This is a genomic window from Nonomuraea sp. NPDC050478 (assembly GCF_044458265.1).
In the GTDB taxonomy this organism is placed as follows: Bacteria; Actinomycetota; Actinomycetes; order Streptosporangiales; family Streptosporangiaceae; genus Nonomuraea; species Nonomuraea ferruginea.
This window is the reverse complement of sequence record NZ_JBITHT010000006.1, coordinates 618354-637956: the sequence shown is the minus strand read 5'-3', so window position 1 is coordinate 637956 and position 19603 is coordinate 618354. Positions and strand designations below refer to the sequence as shown.

The following is a 19603-nucleotide window of genomic DNA, read 5'->3' as shown; positions in this document are numbered from 1 at the left end:
AGACGTCCTGAGCGATCCTGTGAGACCTCTGTGAGCCCGCGACCCCGGCCTGGGGGACGCGGGCGGACTCAGAGGGAACTCACAGCTTCCCGGAGCCGCGCGGCCAGGTCCTCCGCCTGCTCCCGGCTCCACGGGATCAGCCCGTTCTCCGACATCAGCGCGTGGTACTGCTGCTGCCCGTACGGGATGCCCGGCGGCAGCGGCACCACGTGCCAGTGCAGATGGGAGTTGCCCTGCTGACTGCCGAGCGAGAGCAGGTAGGTGCGCTCCGACGGCACCACCGACTCCACCGCCAGCGCCACCTTCCGCACCACGCCCGTCAGCGCCAGGTACGCCTCCTCGTCCAGGTCGCGGACCACGTGCTCGACGTGCGCCTTCGGGCTGACCAGCACGTAGCCGGGCACCGTCGGGTAGGCGGACAGGAACGCCAGGTGGTGCTCGTCCTCGTAGAAGATCTGCTCGTGCTCGTAGGCCGGGTCGCCGGCGACGATGGCGCAGATGAAACAGGGGATGGACCGGACACGCGCCTCGTAGGCGGCCACGTCGAAGGGGACGTTCCTCTCAGTCATGATGACGATCATGACCGTCAGAGCCGGCCCATGTCACGGGCGCGGCGGACGGCGGCATGCCGGTCCGCCACGGCGAGCTTCGTCACCGCCGAGGACAGGTAGTTGCGCACCGTGCCTTCCGACAGGCTCAGCTGCCTGGCGATCCTGGACATCGGCGCGCCCCCGGCGGCCGCGCGCAGCGTGTCCAGCTCGCGCGGGGTCAGCGGGCACTCCCGGATCGACAGCGCGTCCGCGGCCAGCTCCGGGTCGATGTACCGGCCGCCCTCGTGCACCTTCCTGATGATCTCGGGCCAGGGTCGCCGCCGGGTTGTCCTTGCCCAGGTCACGCCCGGCGCGGGTCCCACCGGAAGAACTTCCGGGTGCACCACAGCCCGACGCCGATCCACAGCAGCCCGATCCCGAGGCCCGCGGCCGACACCTGGAAGCCCTCCAGGAAGCCGACCTCGGGCGCGCCCGCCCGGCCGAGGTCGCGGCCCAGGAACGCGATGCGCATCATGTCCACGACCGGTGTCATCGGCAGCACCTCCGCCACCCGCTGCCCCCATTCGGGCAGCACCGACAGCGGGAACATCATGCCCGCCCCGAGCATGCTGGCGAACAGCACAGGCAGCGCCACCAGCTGCGCCACCTCGTAGTTGGGGATGAGCCCGGCCGTGCCGATCGCCAGCGCCGCGAACACCGCCGCGCCCAGCACGAACGCCACCAGCATGAGAGGCACGTTCCCCGGCACCGGCACGCCCACCACCCCGACCGCGTAGACCAGGATGACCGCCGCCTGCACCGCGCCGACCAGCGTGGCGTGCAGGATGTCGCCCGCGAAGATCGCGGTGGTGGACAGCGCGCTGCCGCGCAGCCGCTTGTACACACGCTCCTCCCTGCGCACCACGATGCCGGTCGCGATCGTCATGTACGAGAACGGGAACACCACGGCGATGGCCCCGATCGCGGCGAGCGCGGCGGCCGGCACCCCGTTCACCTCGCCGGAGGCCGTCGGGCCGCTGGTGTAGACGAAGGCGATGAACAGCGGCAGCAGCAGGATGGTGAACGCCAGGCCGCGCTGCCGCAGCAGGACCGTCTGGTTGAGCCGGGCCTGCGCCCAGACCGTCGAGAGCCAGTTCACGCCGCCACCCTTTCCGTCTCCGCGACTTCGAGGAAGATCTCCTCCAGCGACGGCCTGCGCACTTCGAGGCCGCCCAGTTCCGTTCCGCGCTCGTCCGCCCACACCAGCAGATCCCGCAGGTCACGCTGCGGCTCGTGGGTCTCGACCGTGAACGTCTCGCCGTCCTGCCTGACCGAGCGCCGTGCCAGGCCGGGCGAGTACGGCAGGTCGCCAGGGCGCGCGCCGGGCAGCCGGAAGCTGATCCTGGTGCCCCGCTCCCCGAGCACGCCCGCCAGCGTGCCCTCGGTGACGATCCGGCCGTCGTGCATGATGGCCAGCCGCTGCGCGAGCTGCTCGGCCTCGTCCAGGTAGTGGGTGGTGAGCAGTACGGTGGCGCCGTCGGCGACCATGCCGCGCACCAGCTCCCACACGTTCCGCCTGGCCTCCGGGTCCAGTCCGGTGGTGGGCTCGTCCAGGAAGAGCACCTCGGGCCTGCCCAGCACGGCCAGCGCCAGGTCGAGCCGGCGCTTCTCGCCGCCGGACAGCTGCCCGACCCGCACCGCCGCGCGGTGACCGAGCCCGACCCGGTCGAGCACCTCGCCCCGGCCGAGCGCGTGCGGCGTCCAGCGCCGCCAGGCGTCCACGGTCTCCGCCACCGTCAGGTCCTTGTAGAAGCCGGCCTCCTGGAGCACGATGCCCATCCGGGGCCGGATGCGGGCCCGCTCCTTGACCGGGTCGTGCCCGAGCACCCGCACTTCGCCGCCGGTCGGTGCGACGTACCCCTCCAGCACGTCCAGGGTGGTCGTCTTGCCCGCCCCGTTGGTGCCGAGCAGCGCGTACAGCTCGCCCCGGCCGACCCGGAAGCCGATCCCCTTGACCGCCTCGAAGTCGCCATATTTCTGGTGCAGGTCCCGCACCTCGATCGCTGTCGTGTCCACGGGACCACTGTGCCGGGGCGGGGCGCCGTCCCGGCAGTGCGCTGTCTCAGCTCTTTCCCGGGAAAACCGCAGGGTCCGGGCGTGACATTTGTCAGGCGGCCACCGGCTGCCGCTCGGGGGCGGGCAGCTGCGTGACCGCCGCGGGCTCCTCGCGCGGCAGCAGGCGCGCCGCCACGGCGATCAGCAGGCCCAGCACGACGGCCAGCCCGAGCGCGGTACGGAGCGAGGTCACGTCCGACAGGAACCCGATCGCCACCGGACCGAGCAGCAGGCCCGCGTATCCCATGGCGCCCGCCTGGGCGATCGCCGGGCCGGGGGTGCTGGTGGCGGTGCCGGCCAGCGACAGCGTCATCGGCGAGATGGTCGCCACACCGAGGCCCACGAAGAACACCGCGACCAGCGCGACCACCGGCGCGGGCGCCGCCAGCACCATGCCGAAGAAGGCGGCCGTGGCCAGCCCGGCGGCCGTCAGCATGCCCCGTACCCCGAACCGCGAGCGCAGCCGGTCACCCGTCAGCCTGCCGAGCAGCATGCCCGCCTCGAAGATCGGGTAGCCGAGCGCGGCCAGCGCCTCGGGCGCCTTCATGGTGTCGCGCATGTAGAGGCCGTTCCAGTCGGCGACCACGCCCTCGACCATGAACGCGAAGAAGGCCAGCGCGCCCAGCAGGTACACGACCGGCGGCATGCGGCGGCGCGGCCCCGCGGCGGTCGCGGGCGCGGGGACGTCAGGCAGGTACGTCCGGCCGAGCACCAGGAGCACCGGCAGGGACAGCAGGCTGACCAGCACCAGGTTGGCGGTGAACGACAGGCCCAGGACGATGGACAGGCTGCCGGTGACGCCGGCGGTCATGGCGCCCACGCACCAGCCGGCGTGCATGCCGTTCATCAGCGGCCGCCCGTAGGCGCGCTCCACGGTGGAGCCCTGGGCGTTCATCGCGATGTCGAACAGGCCGAACGTCATGCCGAACACCGTGGACGCGACGAGCAGCGCCGGAAGGCTCGGCATGAGCGCCACCGCGATCAGGGCGAGCGCGGTCAGCGGGCCGCCGACCCGCAGCACGGTGCGGCTGCCGGCGCGGGCCATCACGCGGCGCATCGACTGCATGGTCACCAGCGCGCCCAGGCCCCAGGCGAGCAGGACGGTGCCGACCTCCGCCTCGGACAGGCCGAGCTTGTCGGTCAGCGCGGGGATGCGCACGGTCATGGTGCCGACCATCAGGCCGGCGAGGGCGAAGGTGAGGACGGCGCCGTAGCGGGCGATCCTCAGGTCACGAGTCATCAGGGCATGCCTCACAGAAACATCACTTCGGGCAGAAATCAGGCCCGGCCGTGGCCGAGCCTTGAAGGAAGGGGGGAGTGGCGCACGCGAACGCCGGCGGCGCGTCGCGTCAGAAGGGCGCGCGCAGCGGTGTCCGACCGTACGAAAGAGCCGGAAGCCTCAGGAAGGAGGTTTGAGCAGGGCTCTCATCCGGGCGTCGAGCGCGCCCAGAGCCTCGTCGCCGTTGAGCTCCGGGTCATGGCTCGCCAGGTCCCAGAGCCCTTCGCAGGCCAGCCGCACGATCTGCGACGCCACCGGGTCGGGCTCGTCGTCCAGGCCCTCGCGATGCCAGCGGGCCATGGCCTCGCGCAGCGGCGCCAGCAGGTAGGTGTTGCCCGACGCGCCGGTGACCACGGCCCAGCGGCGCAGCTTGCCCTCGCGAACGGCGACGAGCGTGGCGCCGAGGTAGCGCTCGGTGTAGGTGGCGTCCGGCTGGGCGGCCACCAGGTCGTCGAACTCCTCGATCAGACGCTCCACCATGGCCTTGATCAGGGCATCCTTGGTGGCGAAGTGGTAGAGGAGACCGCCCTTGCTGACGCCGGCCCGGTCGGCCACGGCGGAGAGCGTGAGCGCGGTCGAGCCGAGGTCGCTGAGCAGCTCTTCTGCCGCGTCCAGTAGCTCGTCCCGTCTCATGCGCTCTACTGTACCGTCCGGACGGTACAGGGGCAAACGAGATACCCTGGCCGGGTGAACAGACCGTCGGCCTATCTCGATCACGCGGCGACCACGCCCATGCTCCCCGAGGCCATCGAGGCCATGACGGAGCAACTCGGCCGGGTCGGCAACGCCTCCTCGCTCCACGCCGCCGGGCGCGAGGCCCGCCGGGTGGTGGAGGAGTCGCGCGAGACGATCGCCGACGCGCTCGGCGCCCGGCCCAGCGAGGTCGTGTTCACCTCGGGCGGCACCGAGGCCGACAACCTCGCCATCAAGGGCATGTTCTGGGCGCGGCAGCCCAGGAAGCGCGTCCTGATCAGCTCGGTCGAACACCACGCCGCGCTCGACCCCGCCCACTGGCTGGCCGACAGCCAGGGCGCCGAGATCGAGCTGCTGGAGGTCGACGAGCTCGGCAGGGTCGGCCCCGACACGCTGCGCGCCGCCATCGAGCGCGACCCCGACAGCGTCGCCCTGGTCAGCGTCATGTGGGCCAACAACGAGGTCGGCACGATCCAGCCCGTCCACGTCCTGGCGGCCATCGCCGGCGACCACGGCATCCCGTTCCACACCGACGCCGTGCAGGCGATCGGCCAGCTTCCCGTGTCGTTCGCCGAGTCCGGCGCCGACGCGCTCACCCTGACCGGCCACAAGATCGGCGGCCCGATGGGCGTCGGCGCGCTGCTGCTGGCCCGCGGGGTGACCCCGGTCTCCGTGCAACACGGCGGCGGCCAGGAGCGCGACGTCCGCTCCGGCACCCTCGACGCGCCCGCCATCGCCGGGCTCGCCGCCGCGGTCCGCACCGCGGTCAAGGAGCAGGAGTCCCAGCGCCGCCACCTGACGGCGCTCCGCGACGACCTCATCGCCCGCGTCCGCCAGGCCGTGCCCGGCGTGGTGCTCAACGGCGACCCCGCCGACCGGCTGCCGGGCAACGCCCACTTCTCCTTCCCCGGCTGCGAGGGCGACGCGCTGCTCATGCTGCTCGACGCCAGGGGGGTGGAGTGCTCGACCGGCTCGGCCTGCTCGGCGGGGGTGGCGCAGCCGTCCCACGTGCTGCTGGCAATGGGCGCCGACGCGGCCGCCGCCAGGGGCTCGCTCCGCTTCTCGCTGGGTCACACCTCGACCCAGGACGACATCGACAGGCTCATCGAGGTGCTGCCGGCCGCGGTCGAGCGGGCCCGCCGCGCCGGACTCGGCTGACAGACCCCGCCGTCGCGTACGGCCCGCTCAGGCGAGGAAGGCCGCCACCGCGCTCCAGGCCGGGTCGGGGGTCACGTCCACCCGCGCCCTGCCCTCCTTCCAGGTGGACGCCAGCTCCTTGAGCGCGGCCGCGGCGGCGCTCTCCCGCGTGGCGTACACGTGCATGACGCGGCGGCGCTCGGCGCTCAGGTGGGCGGCCAGCACCACGTCGTCGCCGAGCGCGCGCAGCCGCTCGCCGAGCCGTTCCTCGAACGCGCCCAGCGCGGCCAGCGACCTGCCCTGGGGCAGTCCGCCCGCGTCCTTGTCGCGGTACGGCAGCGTGACGGCGATGTGGTGGTCGAGCAGCGGGTAGTCGACGGGCCGCAGCGGATAGCGGGCCGAGGCGACCAGCGGCGCGCCGCTCGCCGTCCGGCCCTCCAGCGTGGCCCACTGCTCGGTGTCGTAGTCGGCGGCCACGTCGGCCACCACCACGGGCAGGTGGACGGCGGGCACGGCGTCGATCGGCGGCGCGGCGGCGGGGACGATCTCGCCCACCCACCGGGCCACGTCGTCCTCGCCGAGCAGCCGGTCGAGGGCCAGCAGCGTGGCGTCCATCCGGGCGTCCTCGCCGAGCTCGCCGAAGATCGGGTGGTGCGCGGTCACGTCGACCCGCAGCGCCCCGCGCGGCACCCGCAGCCCCAGCACCAGCTTGTCCAGCCCGAACTCGATCCCGCCCGCGTCGAGCGTCAGCTCGCCGGGCAGGGCGCTCGCCTGGCGCGACGGGTGGAACTCCCACAGCATGTCGGCGGGCGGCGCCGCCCGCGCCCAGCGGTGCGCCAGCGAGCGCAGCTCGGCGTCGCCCGCGGCCGTCACGACCAGCGCGTGGGCCGCGTTCCTGCCCGGCGCCAGCTCCCACACCAGGTCGGGGTGGACCGCCGCCACCGCGGGGCCGAGCAGCTCCGCCGGCTTCCCGCTCTCTCCCGCCGCCACCGCCGCGTCGAGCTCCGGCCTGGCGCTCGCCCACCACTGCCAGAACCCCGCCACGCGCTCACCCGGGTCGGCACCCTCGTCTTCGCTCTTGCGCCCGAACAGTCGCATGGCAGAATCCTCGCAGACTCGCCCCCCAGGTCGCGCACTCCGAGCGCGCTTCGACCTGGCCGGATCACGATCGGGAACAGCCCCGCCACGGCCGCGTACCCCAGGCCCCCGCGCAGCCCGAAGACGACCAGGGCGTTCCCGACCGCCACGCTCACGATCAGCAGGGCGGCGATCCCGCCGGCCAGCATGAGGAGCAGGCTCGTGGCCAGGAAGGCGACGGTGGCCGCCTTGCGCAGGGGCGGGACATCCTGCCGCCACGGCATGAGCAGCCAGAGAACACCGCTCATGGGCAGGGCGGCGGCGCTGACGAAAAGGAACACCTTCGGTAACAGCCAGCCGGCCGGGTCCGAACGCCCCAGTTCCTGGAAGCCGGTGACGAAGACCAGCGCGCTGATGATGGCGGATCCCAGAAGAAGGCGCTGAACACCAAAGGAGGGTGGTCGTGGGTGAATCCCACCCAGCTTCCCACCTCTCTGATCGATCGGGAACCCCGCATAACCGCGAGCATAACCAGCCGGTTCTCGCAGCACAGCGTGGCCGTGATCATGCCTCGCCGGGCCGCCGCGCATGACTTGGGTCATGGCTCGACCAGGCCGACCGGCCCCGCGTCCGCCATCCTTTCCGGGAGCGCCTCCCCGTCAGCGGAGGTCAGCCGACCGTTCGGTGACGCCACACCACATCCGTGCGGCCAGTACGCTGGAACGGTCATGGGATTGCGTGTGCTTGCCGCCATGTCGGGCGGCGTCGACTCCGCCGTGGCCGCCGCCCGGATCGCCGAGGCCGGTCACGACGTCACCGGTGTCCATCTCGCCCTGTCCGCCAACCCCCAATCCCACCGCACCGGGGCCAGGGGCTGCTGCACGATCGAGGACTCGCGTGACGCCAGGCGGGCGGCCGACGTGATCGGCATCCCGTTCTACATCTGGGACATGGCCGAGCGGTTCCAGCGTGACGTGGTCGACGACTTCGTGGCCGAATACGCGGCCGGCCGCACGCCCAACCCGTGCCTGCGGTGCAACGAGAAGATCAAGTTCGCCGCGGTGCTCGACCGGGCGCTGGCGCTCGGCTTCGACGCGGTCGCGACCGGCCACCACGCCAGGCTCGTCGACGGCGTGCTGTCCAGGAGCGCCGACCCGGCCAAGGACCAGTCGTACGTGCTCGGGGTCCTCACCCGCGAGCAGCTCGGCCACGCCGTCTTCCCGCTGGGCGACTCCACCAAGGCCGAGGTGCGCGCGGAGGCGGCCCGGCGCGGGCTGACCGTCGCCGACAAGCCCGACAGCCACGACATCTGCTTCATCGCCGACGGCGACACCCGCGGCTTCCTGGCCGAGCGGCTCGGCGCGGACGAGGGGCCGATCGTCGACGAGTCGGGCGCGGTCGTCGGCAGCCACCAGGGCGCCCACGGGTTCACCGTGGGCCAGCGCAAGGGCCTGCGCATCGACCGGCCCGCGCCCGACGGCAGGCCGCGCTACGTGCTGTCGATCGAGCCGGTGTCCAACACCGTCACGGTCGGGCCGCGCTCGGCGCTGGAGGTCACCCGCATCTCCTGCGTGCGACCGGTGTGGAACGGCCCGCACGTCCGCGACGACCTCACCGTGCAGCTGCGCGCGCACGGCGAGGTGTACGGGTGCGCGTTCGAGGAGCGCGACGGCGGCCTGGAGATCGAGCTCGACAGGCCGGCCACCGGCGTCGCGGCCGGCCAGGCGGCGGTGCTCTACTCGGGGCCGACGGTGATCGGGTCGGCCACGATCACGTCGGCGGCCTAGAGTTCGATCGACCCGCCGACGGGCAGCCGGCGCATGTCGGCCTTCTGAGCCTCCGACTCCATCCGCAGCCAGTTGTCGACCAGCCCGAGCCCGATGTCGTTGAGCAGCCCGTCGTGGGTGGAGAGCGCCCGCGCGGGCCGGATCGTGCGCAGATACTCGACCATCTCCACGAGCTTCAGCCACGGCGCGTTGGTCGGCACCAGCAGCGTCTCCACCTCGGCGTCGGGCACGGTGAGCGCGTCGCCCGGGTAGAACAGCGCGCCGTCGACCATGAAGCCGACGTTCTGCACGATCGGCAGGTCGGGATGGTTCTTCAGATGCCACTCGCCGAACACGTCCACCCGGAACCCGGCCGCCTGGAAGTCGTCGCCGTGACGTACCACGCCGACCTTCAGCGGCAGCTCGTCGAGCTCGGCGGCGACGGCCTCGCACGTCCACACCTCCAGATCGGGGGAGGCGGCGGCCAGCCGGTCGACGTCCAGGTGGTCGGGGTGCTGGTGGGTGATGAGCACCGCGTCGGCGCCGTCGAGCACCGGGTCCCGGGTGAAGGTGCCGGGGTCGATGACCAGGACCTTGCCGTCCTTCTCCAGGCGTACGCAGGCGTGCCCGTACTTCGTGAGCTTCATCTGGCACACCCTACGCTTGTGCCCATGCTGACGTGGGAAGCCACCGGGGTCGGGTCGCATCCCGGCGATGATCATCTTGAGGCGCTGCGGGTCGTGTTCGGGGAGGTGCCGGGGCTGCCCTACCTGCCGGAGCTGCCGGCGCGCGGGGTCGGCGCCGACATGGTGGGGCGGACGGCGGGGCTGCTCGTCGACCTGCCCGTGGAGGTGCAGCCGTCCGGATGGCGGCTGGCGGGGCGGCCGGGGCGCGACCACCAGCGGGCCGTCGACCATCTGCGGCGCGACCTCGACGGGCTGGAGGAGGTCGGCGACGGCTACGTGGGGCCGCTGAAGCTGCAGGTCTGCGGGCCGTGGACGCTGGCGGGCGCGATCGAGCTGCGTCACGGCGACAAGGTCCTGTCCGACCCGGGCGCGGTGCGCGACCTGGCCGCCTCGCTCGCGCAGGGCGTCGCCGACCACTGCGCCGAGGTGCGCCGGCGGATGCCCGGCGTCACCGACCTCGTGCTCCAGCTGGACGAGCCCGGCCTGCCCGGCGTGCTGAACGGCACGGTGCCGACCGCGTCCGGGTTCGGGCGGCTGCCCGCCGCCGAGGAGTGGCGGGTGGAGGAGTCGCTGCGCGCCTTCCCCGACGTGGTGGTCCACTGCTGCGCCCCTTCCGTGCCGTACGCGCTGCTGCGCCGGGCGGGGGTGCGGGCGGTGTCCGCGGACGCGTCGCTGATCAGGCGCAGGGACGAGGAGCCGATCGGCGAGCTGGTCGAGGCCGGCGTCGGGCTGTTCCTCGGCGTGGTGCCCGCGACCGACACGCGGCTGCCCCGTTACTCGGCGGTGGCCCGGCCCGCGCTGGAGCTGTGGCGGCGGCTCGGGTTCGCGCCGGAGGAGCTGGCCGGGAAGATCGTGCTCACGCCCGCCTGCGGGCTCGCCGGCGCCTCGCCCGGCTACGCCAGGTCGGCGCTGGCCGCCTGCCGGAAGGCCGCCCAGGTGATCAAGGACGACCCCGCGCGCGACCTCCAGGAGTGACGGTGCCGCGCGATACCGTTCGGCCAGGGGTGTTCGTACGGAAGGAGACGCCGTGAGCGAGCAGGGGGACATGCCGGCGGCGGCGCGGCAGCGGCATGCCGAGCTGAGCGAGCTGGTCGAGGAGGCGCGTTACCGCTACTACGTCGAAGACGCGCCGACGGTCAGCGACGCGCAGTTCGACACCTGGTTCAGCGAGCTGCTGGAGCTGGAGAAGGCCCATCCGGAGCTGCAGACGCCCGACTCGCCCACCCAGAAGGTCGGCGCGCCGGTCTCGGGCGAGTTCACCAAGGTCCACCACCTGGCCCGCATGGAGAGCCTCGACAACGTCTTCGACGCCGACGGCATGACCGGCTGGCTGACCAGGGCGGAGCGGCTGGCCGAAGGCGATCCCGGCCCCTACCTCTGCGAGCTGAAGATCGACGGGCTGGCCATCGCGCTGGTCTACCGCGACGGCAGGCTGGAGCGCGGCGCCACCCGGGGCGACGGGCGGGTGGGCGACGACGTGACCGCCAACGTGCGCACGATCAGGGACATCCCGCACCGGCTCACCGGCGACGACGTCCCCAGCCTGGTCGAGGTGCGCGGCGAGGTCTACATCCCGGTCGACGACTTCAAGCTGCTCAACGAACAGCTCGTGGAGGAGGGCAAGCCGCCGTTCGCCAACCCGCGCAACTCCGCCGCCGGCACGCTCAGGCAGAAGGACCCGCGCGTCACCGCCAAGCGGCCGCTGCGCATGCTCGTCCACGGCGTGGGCGTCTGGGAGGGCGCGGCGGAGCCGCGGTCGCAGTCGCAGGTCTACGAGCGGCTGCGCGGGTTCGGGCTGCCGGTGAGCGACCTCTACCGGGTCGTGGACGGGCTCGACGAGGTCAACGCCTACATCGAGCACTACCGCGAGCACCGTCACGATCCCGCTTACGAGATCGACGGCGTGGTCGTGAAGGTCGACCGGTTCCGCATCCAGCGCGAGCTGGGCTCCACCTCGCGGGCGCCGCGCTGGGCCATCGCCTACAAGTACCCGCCCCAGGAGGTCAACACCAAGCTGCTCGACATCCAGGTCGGAGTCGGGCGCACCGGCCGGGTGACGCCCTTCGGCGTGATGGAGCCGGTGGTGGTGTCCGGCTCGACCGTCAACCGGGCGACGCTCCACAACGCCGCCGTCGTCGAGAAGAAGGGCGTGCTCATCGGCGACACGGTGATCCTGCGCAAGGCCGGCGACGTCATCCCCGAGATCATCGGCCCGGTCACCGCGCTGCGCGACGGCTCCGAGCGGGCCTTCGCCATGCCCACCCACTGCCCGGAGTGCGGCACCGAGCTGGCCTACGAGCAGGAGGGCGACGCCGACCTGCGCTGCCCCAACGCCCGCGGCTGTCCCGCGCAGATCCGCGAGCGCCTCTACTTCGCCGCCCACCGCAACGCGCTCGACATCCGGGGCCTGGGTTACGTCGCCGCCACCGCGCTCAGCCAGCCGGTGCCGCCGCAGGAGCCGGTGGTCCGCACCGAGGCCGACCTGTTCGACCTCACGCTCGACCGGCTGGTGCCGATCAGGTCGGTGGTCCGCGACCAGGAGTCCGGCCTGCCGAAGATCGACCCGAAGACCGGCGAGGAGAAGGTCGTCTCGCTGTTCTCCAACGCCGACGGCAGGCCCAGCCAGGCCGCCCACCAGCTCATCGCCGAGCTCGACCGGGTCAAGCGGGAGGCGCCGCTCTGGCGCGTGCTGGTCGCGCTGTCGATCCGCCACGTCGGCCCGCCGACCGCGCAGAAGCTGGCCGCCGAGCTGCGCTCCGTCGACGCCGTCATGAACGCCACCGAGGAGGAGCTCGCCGCGGTCGAGGACATCGGCCCGCGGATGGCGGTCACCATCAAGGAGTGGTTCCAGGTCGACTGGCACCGCGAGATCGTCGAGCGGTGGCGGCGCGCGGGCGTCCGCATGGAGGAGGCGGCCCCGGCCGTCTCCGAGCTGCCGCAGAATCTGGCGGGGCTCACGTTCGTGGTCACCGGCACGCTGGCCGGCCACACCCGCGACGAGGCGGGCGCGGAGCTGACCGCCAGGGGCGGCAAGGTGACCGGATCGGTGTCGAAGAAGACGTCGTTCCTGATCGCCGGCGAGAACGCCGGGTCCAAGTACGACAAGGCCGTCAGCCTCAAGATCCCCATTCTGACCGACGAAGGTTTCGCGACCCTGCTCGAACACGGGCCCGACGCCGCCGCGGAGCTGGCGGTCACGCCCGAATAGTGACGCTCGGGAAGTTTCTGCGAATACAGGGCGTTGACCAGGTAACTACGGAGGGTGGGTGCAGGCCGGGGAGGAGATGTGACGGAACGTACGCACTTGGCTGCGAGAAGTGGGTTATGGTCGTACCCTCCCATAGTGAACTAATGGGGGTTTCGTTAACGATGACTGACCCAACCGACACCCGCGACACCGGGCCGCGCGCCGGCACGCCCCTGTGGGCGTTCCTCGCGGGCGTCACCGTGATCGGCTTCACCGCGCTCCTCGTGGCCGTGCTGAGACTGGACCCGGGCCCCTTGACGGAGCTCGTCCGCACGCCGCTGTTCTGGGTGCTCGCGGTGCTGGTCGTCCTGGGCGAGCTGCGGCCGGTCATGGTGTCCTCCGCCACCGCGGTGGGCGGCACGTACCCCTCGGCCATGTTCACCTTCGCGGTCCTGCTCTACCTCGGCCTGCCCGTGGCCGTGCTCCTGCAGGCCGTGGCCGTCACCGTCAACGGCATCGCCACCCGCAAGGCCTGGCACCGGGTGATGTTCAACATCGCCCAGTCGACGCTCGCGCTCACCGCCGCCGCCGTCGTGATCGGCGCGTTCGGCCACGCGCCGAACCCGGCCGTGCCGTGGGTGCCGACCGGCGACGCGCTGCCGGCCATCACGCTGGCCGGGGTCGCCTACTTCGCCACCCGGGCCACCCTCGTGTGCGGCGCCGTGGCGCTGCACGAGCGCCGCTCCATCCTGCGGGTGCTGCGCGCCTCGATCGGGCCGCAGGCCCTGGTGTACGCCGGGCTGCTGGGGCTGGCCCCGCTGGTCGTCGTCGTGATGAACCACTCACCCGGGCTGGTGCCGCTGTTCGTGGCCCCGCTCGCGGCCGTCTACTTCACCGCCACGCTCTCCATGCGCCGCGACCACCAGGCGCTGCACGACGAGCTGACCGGGCTGCCCAACCGCAAGATGCTCATCGTCAGCACCGAGGAGGCGCTGGCCGAGGCCCGCCATGACGAGCGGGTCGGCCTGTTCCTCATCGACCTCGACCGGTTCAAGGAGGTCAACGACACGATGGGCCACCCGGTCGGCGACCGGCTGCTGCAGCTCGTCGCCCACCGGCTCACCCACTCCGTGCGGCCCGGCGACGTGGTGGCCCGGCTCGGCGGCGACGAGTTCGCCGTGCTGCTGCCGTCCATCAGGGACGCCCACGCCGCCCGCGAGGTGGCCGCCCGGCTGCGGGCCGCGCTCACCGAGCCGGTGCGGCTCGAAGGCATGTCGTTCGACCTCGACGGCTCCGTCGGCATCGCCCTCTACCCCGACCACGCGCCCGACTTCGAGCTGCTGCTCCAGCGCGCCGACGTGGCGATGTACCTGGCCAAGGAGGGCCGCACCGGCGTCGAGATCTACCAGCCGGACAAGGACCGCAACTCGCCCGAACGCCTCAACCTGCTGGGCGACCTGCGCCGCGCGCTCGACGGCCGCGAGCTGCGCCTGCACTACCAGCCGAAGGTCGCCCTGGCCGGCGGCGCCGTCGACGGGGTCGAGGCGCTGCTGCGCTGGCACCACCCGGTCCACGGCGCCATCGGGCCGTCGGACTTCATCCCGCTGGCCGAGCAGTCCTACCTGATGCGCCAGCTCACCGCCTACGTCGTCGACGAGGCGCTGGAGCAGGCCGCCCGCTGGTGGCAGACCGGCCTGCGGGTGCAGATCTCGGTCAACATCTCCGCCCGCGACCTGCTCGGCCCCGCCCTGCCCGAGCAGCTCGAAGCCGGCCTGGCCAGGCACCGGCTGCCGCCGGCCGCGATCCAGCTGGAGGTCACCGAGCGCATCCTGACCGGCGAGCAGGTCTACACCCAGGAGACCATCAAGGCGCTGGCCGCGCTCGGCGTGCCGCTCGCGCTCGACGACTTCGGCACCGGTTACTCGTCGCTCATCCGGCTGCAGCGGCTGGCGATCTCCGAAGTGAAGATCGACTCCTCCTTCGTGCGCCGCATGGCCGACTCCGCCGACGACGACCGCATCGTCCGCTCCATCGTCGACCTGGTCCGCTCGTTCGGCCTGCGCTCCGTGGCGGAGGGCGTCGAGTCCGAGACGGTCGCGCTCCGCCTCGCCGAGATCGGCTGCGACCTGGGCCAGGGGTGGTTGTTCTGCGAGCCGATGCCGGCCGCCGACGCCACCGCCTGGCTCCGCGAGCGTCAGGAGCGCGAGTACGAGTACGGCGAGGAGTTCCCCCAGACCGTCTGAGGCGTCACGCCACTGGTGTTACCAGGTGGTTAAGGGTTCTGAGGCGATCCGTCAAGGCCCCTAGGATGTGAGTGTCCAAACTCCATCCACGAAACGGGTTCAACGACTCATGTCCGCCATAACCCGCGACGAGGTCGCGCATCTGGCCCGGTTGTCCAGGCTGGCGCTCACCGACGACGAGCTCGACCACTACGCCACGCAGCTCGATGCCATCATCGAGTCGGTCGCGAAGGTGGCCGAGGTCGCCGCCGAGGACGTGCCGCCATCGTCGCACGCTCTGCCTCTGACCAACGTCTTCCGTCCCGATGAGGTGCGACAGTCCCTGACGCCCGAGCAGGCCCTGTCGGGCGCTCCCGCCGTCGAGGACGACCGCTTCCGGGTGCCGCGCATCCTCGGGGAGGAGGCATGAGCCTGATCCGCAAGACCGCCGCCGAGCTCGGCGCGATGATCGCCGCCGGTGAGGTGTCCGCGGTCGAGGTGGCCGAGGCCCACCTCGATCGGATGGCCGAGGTGGAGCCCCAGGTCAAGGCGTTCCTGCACGTCGACCGCGAGACCACGCTGGGGCAGGCGCGGGCCGTGGACGCCCGGCTGCGGGCGGGCGAGAAGCTCGGGCCGCTGGCCGGGGTGCCCATCGCGCACAAGGACATCTTCACCACCCACGACATGCCGACCACGGCCGCGTCCAAGATCCTCGAAGGCTGGCGTCCGCCCTACGACGCGACCGTCACCCGGCGGCTGCGCAAGGCCGGGCTGGTCATCCTGGGCAAGACCAACCTGGACGAGTTCGCGATGGGCTCCTCCACGGAGAACTCGGCCTACCACGCCACCCACAACCCGTGGGACCTGACCCGGGTGCCCGGCGGCTCGTCGGGCGGCTCCAGCGCCGCCGTGGCCGCCTACGAGGCCCCGCTGGCGACCGGCACCGACACCGGCGGCTCGATCCGCCAGCCCGCCTCCGTCACCGGCATCGTCGGCATGAAGCCCACCTACGGCGGCTCGTCCCGTTACGGGCTGATCGCCTTCGCCAGCTCGCTCGACACGCCGGGCCCGTTCGCCCGCAACGTGCTCGACGCGGCGCTGCTGCAGGAGGTGTTCTCCGGCCACGACCCGATGGACTCGACCTCCATCGACGCCCCGGTGCCGTCCGTCGTCGAGGCCGCGCGACACGGCGACGTCTCCGGCATGCGGATCGGCGTCGTCAAGGAGTTCGCCGCGGGTGAGGGCGCCCAGGCCGGCGTGCTGGCCCGCTTCAACGAGACCGTGCAGCTCCTGGAGTCGCTCGGCGCCAAGGTCGTCGAGGTGTCCTGCCCGGCGTTCGCGAGCGCCCTGCCGGCCTACTACCTGATCGCGCCGTCGGAGTGCTCCTCCAACCTGGCCCGTTTCGACGCCATGCGTTACGGCCTGCGCGTGGGCGACGACGGTGACCGCAGCGCCGAGGAGGTCATGGCGCTGACCAGGGCCGCCGGCTTCGGTCCCGAGGTCAAGCGGCGCATCATGCTGGGCACGTACGCCCTGTCGAGCGGCTACTACGACGCCTACTACGGCCAGGCGCAGAAGGTCCGCACGGTCATCTCGCGCGAGTTCGAGGCCGCCTTCCACCAGGTCGACGTGCTCGTCTCGCCGACGACGCCGACGACGGCGTTCCCGATCGGCGAGCGCGCCGACGACCCGATGGCGATGTACCTCGCCGACCTCTACACGATCCCGTCCAACCTGACGGGCAACGCGGCCATCTCGGTGCCGTGCGGCCTGGCCGACGAGGACGGCCTGCCGGTGGGCCTGCAGATCATGGCCCCGGTCCTGGGCGACGACCGCTGCTACCGGGTCGGCGCCGCCGTGGAGCAGGCCCTCGAAAGCCGCTGGGGCGGCAGCCTGCTGGCCAAGGCCCCGGCGCTCTAGGAGCTGGTTCGCATGCGATCTGAACGAAGGACCTCATCATGACTGTCGAGACGGCCATGCCGTACGACGAGGCGCTCGCTCGCTTCGAGCCCGTGCTCGGGCTGGAGACGCACGTCGAGCTGGGCACCGCGTCGAAGATGTTCTGCGGCTGCAAGACCACCTTCGGCGCGCCGCCCAACACGCAGGTGTGCCCGACCTGCCTGGCACTGCCGGGGGCGCTGCCCGTGGCCAACGCCATGGCGATCGAGTCCACGATCAGGATCGGCCTGGCGCTCAACTGCTCGATCGCCGAGTGGTGCCGCATGGCTCGGAAGAACTACTTCTATCCGGACATGCCGAAGAACTACCAGATCTCCCAGTACGACGAGCCGCTCTGCTTCGACGGCTACCTCGACGTGGAGGTCGACGGCGAGACCGTGCGGATCGAGATCGAGCGGGTCCACCTGGAGGAGGACACCGGCAAGTCGACCCACGTGGGCGGCGCCACCGGCCGCATCCACGGCGCCGACTACTCGATCGTCGACTACAACCGGGCCGGCATCCCGCTGGTCGAGATCGTCACCAAGCCGATCCCCGGCACCGACCGGCTCGCGCCCGAGGTGGCCAAGGCCTACGTGACCGAGCTGCGCGAGATCATGCGCTCGCTGGGCGTCTCCGACGTGCGCATGGAGGAGGGCTCGCTGCGCTGCGACGTGAACGTCTCGCTCATGCCGCGCGGCGCGTCCGAATGGGGCACCCGTACCGAGACCAAGAACGTCAACTCGCTGCGCAGCGTCGAGCGCGCGGTGCGCGGCGAGATCGAGCGGCAGGCCGCGATCCTCGCCGACGGCGGCCGGATCGTGCAGGAGACCCGTCACTTCCACGAGGACACCGGCACCACCACGTCCGGCCGGTCCAAGGAGGAGGCGCAGGACTACCGCTACTTCCCCGAGCCCGACCTGGTGCCGATCGCGCCGGACCCGGCGTGGGTGGCGGAGCTCAAGGCAGGGCTGCCCGAGCTGCCGACGGTCAAGCGCAAGCGGCTGCAGGCCGAGTGGGGGCTGTCCGACCTCGACATGCGGGCCATGCACAACGCCGACGCCATCGACCTGGTGGAGGCCACGGTCGCCGCGGGCGCGCCCGCGGCCGACGCGCGCAAGTGGTGGATGGGCGAGCTGGCCCGCCGCGCCAACGAGACCGGCGTGGCGCTGGCCGACCTGCCGATCACGCCCGCGCAGGTGGCCAAGGTGACCGAGCTGGTCGCCTCCGGCGCGCTCAACGACAAGCTGGCCCGCGAGGTGCTGGAGGGCGTGCTCGGCGGCGAGGGCGCCCCCGACGAGGTGGTCGAGAAGCGCGGCCTGAAGATCGTCAACGACGAGGGCGAGCTGTCGGCGATGATCGACGGGGTCCTGGCGGGCAACGCCGACGCCGCCGACAAGGTGCGCTCCGGCAAGATCGCGGCCGTCGGCGCGCTGGTCGGCGGCGTGATGAAGGCCAGCCGCGGCAAGGCCGACGCGGCCCGCGCCCGTCAGCTCATCCTGGAGAAGCTGGGCGTCTCCGAGTAGGTCCTAGGTCCCGCCCTCCGCGCGTGGGGGCGGGACCTAGGACGATCCGCGTACCCCGGCCTACGGCCGTGGCTGGAGGTTTTCCGCGAGGAGCGGATCTACCGTCTCCGGTATGAAGACATCTGCTCTGACCGCGGGCCTGGTGGCGATGGTGTCGCTGGTGGCCTTCGAATATGTGGCGGTCGCGGTGGCGATGCCGGTGGTGGCGCGTGAGCTCGGCGGGTTCGAGCTCTACGGGCTGGCGTTCAGCAGCGCGCTGGCGGCCGGGGTGGTGGGCACGGTGCTCGGCGGCCGGTGGGCGGACGTGCGCGGGCCGCTCCCGCCGCTCTGGACCGGCGCGGCCGCGTTCATCGGCGGGCTGACGCTGGCGGGGCTGGCGCCGGCCATGGAGGTGCTGGTCGCCGGTCGGCTGATCCAGGGGTTCGGCGGGGCGCTGGTGAACGTGGCGCTGTACGTGGTGGTGGCCCGGGTCTATCCCGAGGAGCTGCATCCCCGGGTGTTCTCGCTGTTCGCGACCGCGTGGGTGGTGCCGTCGATGGTGGGGCCGGCGATCGTCGGCGTGATCGTGGAGACGCTGGGCTGGCGGTGGGTGTTCCTGCTGGTGCCGTTCCTGACCGTGGCGGCCGGGCTGGTGCTGGCGCGCGGGCTGGCCGGGCAGCCGGTGCGCGGCGGTCAGGGCGCCCCGGCGCCGGGGCTCATGGGCAAGATCGCGTGGGCGGCGGTGACGGCCGTGGCGGCGGCCCTCATGCAGTACGGGAGCGACGGGCGGTTCGCGCTGCTGGCGATCGGGCTGGTGATCCTGGCCGTGGCGCTGCCCAGGCTGCTGCCCCCCGGGACGCTCAGGGCCGCCAGAGGGCTGCCGGCGGTGGTGGGGCTGCGCGGCCTGGCCACCGGGGCGTTCTTCGCGGCCGAGGTGATGGTGCCGCTCATGTTGCAGGAGGAGCGCGGCATGTCGCCGTTCACCGCCGGGATCGCGCTCACCGGCGGCGCGCTGACCTGGTCGCTCGCCTCCTGGCTGCAGGGGCGCGAGGTGTTCAGCCGGAGCACGAACCTGCGGCTGGGCTCGGTGGCGCTGTCGGCGGGCATCGTGGCGATGGGGGCCGTGACGTTCCCCGGGGTGCCGCTGGAGCTGGCCTATCCGGCCTGGATCGCGGCCGGGTTCGGGATGGGTTTGATCTACCCGACCTTGTCGGTGCTCACGCTGGAGCTGTCGGCCCCCGGCGAGGCCGGCGAGAACAGCGGGGCGCTCCACCTGGGCGAGTCGGTGTTCTCGGTGGTGGCGGTCGCCGTCACGTCCGCGCTGTTCATCGCGGCCGGCGGGGCCTACTGGACGGTGTTCACCGCGACCCTGGTCATAGCGGCGGCCGGGCTGCTGATCGTGCCCCGCGCCGTGCGGGCCGGAACCCCCGTCCCCGCAGCCGCGGCGGTCTGAGACGGTCGCGGCCCC

General features: G+C 72.4%; 18 protein-coding genes. 10 read left to right on the top strand and 8 right to left on the bottom strand.

What is annotated here, in order from left to right:
* Positions 1-68: 68 nt before the first annotated feature.
* The 6 genes from ACIBF7_RS32095 to ACIBF7_RS32070 all read right to left on the bottom strand — a co-directional run bounded on the left by ACIBF7_RS32095 (position 69) and on the right by ACIBF7_RS32070 (position 4557).
* On the bottom strand, positions 69-569 hold the full coding sequence (locus ACIBF7_RS32095) for an HIT family protein (RefSeq protein WP_271276433.1): 501 nt from the start codon (positions 567-569) through the stop codon (positions 69-71).
* Positions 570-586: 17 nt separating this feature from the next.
* A complete protein-coding gene (locus tag ACIBF7_RS32090; protein ID WP_333485704.1) occupies positions 587-841 on the bottom strand; it encodes a LuxR C-terminal-related transcriptional regulator in 255 nt (84 codons plus the stop codon).
* Positions 842-891: 50 nt separating this feature from the next.
* Positions 892-1689 carry an ABC transporter permease gene (locus tag ACIBF7_RS32085; protein ID WP_271276432.1) on the bottom strand — a complete coding sequence of 266 codons (798 nt, stop codon included), beginning with the start codon at positions 1687-1689 and terminating at the stop codon, positions 892-894.
* Positions 1686-2606, bottom strand: coding sequence for an ABC transporter ATP-binding protein (locus tag ACIBF7_RS32080; protein ID WP_271276431.1), 921 nt, complete (start codon positions 2604-2606; stop codon positions 1686-1688). Before ACIBF7_RS32080 ends, ACIBF7_RS32085 begins: the two co-directional genes overlap by 4 nt.
* 91 nt (positions 2607-2697) lie before the next feature.
* Positions 2698-3885 (bottom strand): MFS transporter, encoded by a 1188-nt coding sequence (locus ACIBF7_RS32075; protein WP_397198820.1) that lies wholly within the window; start codon positions 3883-3885, stop codon positions 2698-2700.
* A gap of 159 nt (positions 3886-4044) precedes the next feature.
* Positions 4045-4557: a TetR/AcrR family transcriptional regulator gene (locus tag ACIBF7_RS32070; RefSeq protein WP_148029454.1), complete on the bottom strand. Its 513-nt coding sequence runs from the start codon at positions 4555-4557 to the stop codon at positions 4045-4047.
* A gap of 54 nt (positions 4558-4611) precedes the next feature.
* Here ACIBF7_RS32070 and ACIBF7_RS32065 point away from each other — a divergent pair, with 54 nt between their 5' ends.
* Positions 4612-5775 carry a cysteine desulfurase family protein gene (locus ACIBF7_RS32065; RefSeq protein WP_397198819.1) on the top strand — a complete coding sequence of 388 codons (1164 nt, stop codon included), beginning with the start codon at positions 4612-4614 and terminating at the stop codon, positions 5773-5775.
* Between the two features lie 27 nt (positions 5776-5802).
* On the opposite strand, the gene ACIBF7_RS32060 is transcribed toward ACIBF7_RS32065, so the two are convergent.
* Positions 5803-6852: a DUF695 domain-containing protein gene (locus ACIBF7_RS32060; RefSeq protein ID WP_397198818.1), complete on the bottom strand. Its 1050-nt coding sequence runs from the start codon at positions 6850-6852 to the stop codon at positions 5803-5805.
* Positions 6853-7053: 201 nt separating this feature from the next.
* Between ACIBF7_RS32060 and ACIBF7_RS32055 the strand changes: the two genes are divergently transcribed.
* The gene (locus ACIBF7_RS32055) at positions 7054-7275 is read left to right on the top strand and encodes a hypothetical protein (protein ID WP_397198817.1); all 222 of its coding nucleotides are present in this window, start codon (positions 7054-7056) and stop codon (positions 7273-7275) included.
* A gap of 284 nt (positions 7276-7559) precedes the next feature.
* Positions 7560-8618 (top strand): tRNA 2-thiouridine(34) synthase MnmA, encoded by a 1059-nt coding sequence (gene mnmA / locus ACIBF7_RS32050; RefSeq protein ID WP_187280965.1) that lies wholly within the window; start codon positions 7560-7562, stop codon positions 8616-8618.
* Here mnmA and ACIBF7_RS32045 read toward each other — a convergent pair.
* Positions 8615-9244: an MBL fold metallo-hydrolase gene (locus tag ACIBF7_RS32045; protein ID WP_271276425.1), complete on the bottom strand. Its 630-nt coding sequence runs from the start codon at positions 9242-9244 to the stop codon at positions 8615-8617. The two genes, mnmA and ACIBF7_RS32045, sit on opposite strands and share 4 nt — an antisense overlap.
* 24 nt (positions 9245-9268) lie before the next feature.
* Between ACIBF7_RS32045 and ACIBF7_RS32040 the strand changes: the two genes are divergently transcribed.
* The 7 genes from ACIBF7_RS32040 (at position 9269) to ACIBF7_RS32010 (ending at position 19588) form a co-directional block, all read left to right on the top strand.
* On the top strand, positions 9269-10258 hold the full coding sequence (locus ACIBF7_RS32040; RefSeq protein ID WP_271276424.1) for a methionine synthase: 990 nt from the start codon (positions 9269-9271) through the stop codon (positions 10256-10258).
* Positions 10259-10328: 70 nt separating this feature from the next.
* Positions 10329-12491: an NAD-dependent DNA ligase LigA gene (gene ligA / locus ACIBF7_RS32035; RefSeq protein ID WP_271276452.1), complete on the top strand. Its 2163-nt coding sequence runs from the start codon at positions 10329-10331 to the stop codon at positions 12489-12491.
* 161 nt (positions 12492-12652) lie between these two features.
* A complete protein-coding gene (locus ACIBF7_RS32030) occupies positions 12653-14713 on the top strand; it encodes an EAL domain-containing protein (protein ID WP_364231014.1) in 2061 nt (686 codons plus the stop codon).
* A gap of 109 nt (positions 14714-14822) precedes the next feature.
* Positions 14823-15122: an Asp-tRNA(Asn)/Glu-tRNA(Gln) amidotransferase subunit GatC gene (gene gatC / locus ACIBF7_RS32025; RefSeq protein ID WP_049556801.1), complete on the top strand. Its 300-nt coding sequence runs from the start codon at positions 14823-14825 to the stop codon at positions 15120-15122.
* A complete protein-coding gene (gene gatA / locus ACIBF7_RS32020) occupies positions 15119-16612 on the top strand; it encodes an Asp-tRNA(Asn)/Glu-tRNA(Gln) amidotransferase subunit GatA (RefSeq protein WP_397198816.1) in 1494 nt (497 codons plus the stop codon). The genes gatC and gatA overlap by 4 nt, the downstream gene beginning before the upstream one ends.
* A gap of 38 nt (positions 16613-16650) precedes the next feature.
* Entirely contained in the window at positions 16651-18156 is a 1506-nt protein-coding gene (gene gatB, locus ACIBF7_RS32015; protein WP_397198815.1) for an Asp-tRNA(Asn)/Glu-tRNA(Gln) amidotransferase subunit GatB, read from the top strand.
* 112 nt (positions 18157-18268) lie between these two features.
* The gene (locus ACIBF7_RS32010) at positions 18269-19588 is read left to right on the top strand and encodes an MFS transporter (protein WP_397198814.1); all 1320 of its coding nucleotides are present in this window, start codon (positions 18269-18271) and stop codon (positions 19586-19588) included.
* Positions 19589-19603: the final 15 nt, after the last annotated feature.